This window comes from Hymenobacter mucosus (genome assembly GCF_900188255.1).
Lineage (GTDB): Bacteria > Bacteroidota > Bacteroidia > Cytophagales > Hymenobacteraceae > Hymenobacter > Hymenobacter mucosus.
In genome coordinates this window covers 1-2354 of the sequence record NZ_FZNS01000030.1, presented here as the reverse complement: position 1 = coordinate 2354, position 2354 = coordinate 1, and the positions used below count along the sequence as shown (strand labels likewise).

Below are 2354 nucleotides of genomic sequence, written 5' to 3'. Positions count from 1 at the left end.
AGGTTATGGTCAGCCGGGGAATCGCTCCCCCGGCTGCCAATTCAGAACCGTGCGTGAGACTTTCACCTCACACGGCTCCTCGTTGTGCACCGCTACTGCGGGCTGCCAAACTGCCGTCCTGCCGTGTCTTTTGGTCGTGACAGTGCCGGTGCAGCAGTTGCAGGTTCGCCAATTCCTCCTTCCCGCCGCGTATTCGGGGTACGCGGTGGTCCTGTTCGAGTATATCCGTGTCCGTAAAATAGAGCTTGCACCACCCGCAACGCCCTGCCTGTTGCTTCAGCAGCGCACACGTGCGCCGGCTCAAGCCGTGGTAGTCCCGCAGGCGGGCGCCCCAGTACACCCACCGGCCGTCGAAGGGGGAGCGGCTGCCCGCCACCTTGACGTGTCGTTTGATACGGGTGAGGCTATGCGTGTGCAGCCGCACGCCCTGCGGCGTGTCGAATTTCCAGCTGCCCTGCTCTAGCCTCCAGTATTTGTGGACGATACGGCGTTTGTGCTTGCCGCTGTGCCGCCGGGTGGCCCAGCGACGCAGCTTGTGGTGCAGGGTGTAATCCAGCCGGGAGAAGACGTCTTTGGCCACCACGCCCGCGTAGTAGGCGCACCAGCCGCGTATCACCGGGTTCAGTTCCCGGATGAGGGCGGCCTGGGGCGAGCCGCGCTGCCGGTACACGATTTCGCCTAGCCGGCGGTCGTGGCGCTGCTGCGCGGTACGGGAGGGTTTGATAATCGTCTTGTATCCTAGCGGGATGCCCCGTGGGCTTTTTCCCGTGTGGGTACGTCCCACCGGGAATTGCCGGACCGTCATGCCCAGAAAATCGAAGCCGGCTGCCTGCTGTGGCGCGTGGTGCAGGGTGTGCACCACGCGCGTTTTGGCCGGTTTCATGGCCAGTCCCAACTGCGCCAGCCAGTCCGCCAGCACCTCCCGACAGGCTTCGACGATGTGTCGGTCTTCGTGCAGGACCACGAAGTCGTCGGCGTAGCGAATCAGGGTTGCTTTGGGACTCAGGCGGGTGCGGCTGATGCGCCGTTGCCGGAAGTGCGTCTGGATGACCGTTTCCATGCCGTGGAGGGCGATGTTGGCCAGCAACGGCGAAATGACGCCCCCTTGCGGGGTGCCGGCTTCGACGGGCTGAAACACGTCCCCTTCCAGTACCCCGGCCCGCAACCAGCCTTTCAGCAGGCGCCGGAACAAGGGCATGGTGGCCACTTTGGCTAAAAGCCGTTCGTGGTCAATGCGGTCAAAACACTGCTCGATGTCGGCGTCCAGCACCCACTTCGCCCGCTGGTTGATGCAGTTGTAGATGGCCCCAATGGCGTCGTGCGCCGACCGGCCGGGTCGGAAACCGTAGCTGTTGGGCTCAAACCGGGCTTCCCACTCAGGTTCCAGCGCCAGCTTGACCAGGGCCTGCAAGGCCCGGTCGCGCATGACGGGAATGCCCAACGGGCGCTTTTCGGTAGAACCCGGCTTTGGAATCCAGACCCGGCGCAGGGGCTTGGCCGCGCACCGCAGCGAGAGCTGGCGGCTGAGCCGCAGGCGCTGCGTGTCGGTGAGCGACTTCACCCCGTCGATGCCGGCCGTGCGTTTGCCTTGGTTGTCCTGGGTGACTTTGCGAACGGCCAGAAGCTTGGCCGCCCGGGATTTACTCAAGAGTTTTTGGAGTTGGCGCACCTGGCGGGAATCCCCCCGGAGGCTGGCCTGGTAAATGCGTTTTTGCAGTCTGAAGACCGTGCGCTGGAGTTTCTTCCAGGGCAGGGCCTTCCATTCATCCATCTGCGGCAAGGCAGTGTCCATCGTCCTGACTGCTACTGGCTACATGTACCGATACACAACGGGCGCAAGTGGGCATATCCGCCGGCTTTCCCGGCGGCGTTGGCTTCTTGCGCCATCCTGCCACGGGCCGGCGTGTAGCTGGCTGCCCACTGCCGAAGCAGAGCCGTTCCGTGGTTTCCCTGTTCCATCTGTCTGTTTCACGAAAGGGTAGCGCCCCACTCAGTCACCGGGTTGTGCTGCGAATGAGCAGCGGTGGTCGGAAACGCATTACCACCGCTCGACAACCAGTCCCTTTTGGGCAAGCTTCTCATACTGGCTAAGCTTGGTCAACGTAACGATGAGTAGTGGATTCAGAATTCTTGCGCATGCTTTCACACTTGCGGGGATGGCCGGCCAGTCTCCGACGTACCCGCGTTCTTTCCCGCTTCACCCGCCCGGTTTGCCACGCTGGGCAGATGGGGAAAGCGTTTTCGCCCGCTCATCAGGGCGGCAGAGAAGTTAGCTCTGCACCAGACAGATAGTTATTCTTTAGCCCTAGCTAAAGAACGCCTGCTTATGTAGTTCACAGGCAACAGGTCGCACG

General features: G+C 62.6%; 1 protein-coding gene. It reads right to left on the bottom strand.

Features of this window, described 5'->3' with window-relative positions; translation table 11 throughout:
• Window positions 1-67: 67 nt before the first annotated feature.
• On the bottom strand, window positions 68-1792 hold the full coding sequence (gene ltrA / locus CHB83_RS23390; RefSeq protein ID WP_089334546.1) for a group II intron reverse transcriptase/maturase: 1725 nt from the start codon (window positions 1790-1792) through the stop codon (window positions 68-70).
• Between the last annotated feature and the right edge of the window lie 562 nt (window positions 1793-2354).

What these genes read in the sequence shown, in the direction of transcription:
- ltrA (WP_089334546.1), bottom strand. Translation starts at nt 1,792, where the DNA reads ATGGACACTGCCTTGCCGCAGATGGATGAATGGAAGGCCCTGCCCTGG.